Raw genomic sequence first — 290 nt, forward strand, 5'->3', positions numbered from 1 at the left:
GTTGCTTTGATTGATGATAAATTTATCAAAGTTCCTAAATTAAAATCCTTAATCAGAATTAAACTTCACAGACAACCAAAAGGGATTATTAAGTCAGCGACAATATCACGTCATGCTAGTGGTAAATACTATATTTCTTTGTTATGTAAAGAAGAGATAAATGAATTACCTAAATCATATTCTGCAATTGGTATTGACTTGGGTATTACGAATTTTGCGATCCTTTCTGATGGTCAAAAAATTGATAATCATAAATTCACGGCTAAAATGGAAAAGAAACTCAGACGTGA

At 30.3% G+C, this 290-nt stretch carries 1 pseudogene; it reads left to right on the forward strand.

Going from position 1 to position 290, the window contains the following annotated elements:
- Window positions 1–290 (forward strand): annotated as a pseudogene (locus TP70_RS11140) (RNA-guided endonuclease TnpB family protein); the annotation flags it as partial.

Source organism: Staphylococcus microti (assembly GCF_000934465.1).
Classification (GTDB): Bacteria; Bacillota; Bacilli; order Staphylococcales; family Staphylococcaceae; genus Staphylococcus; species Staphylococcus microti.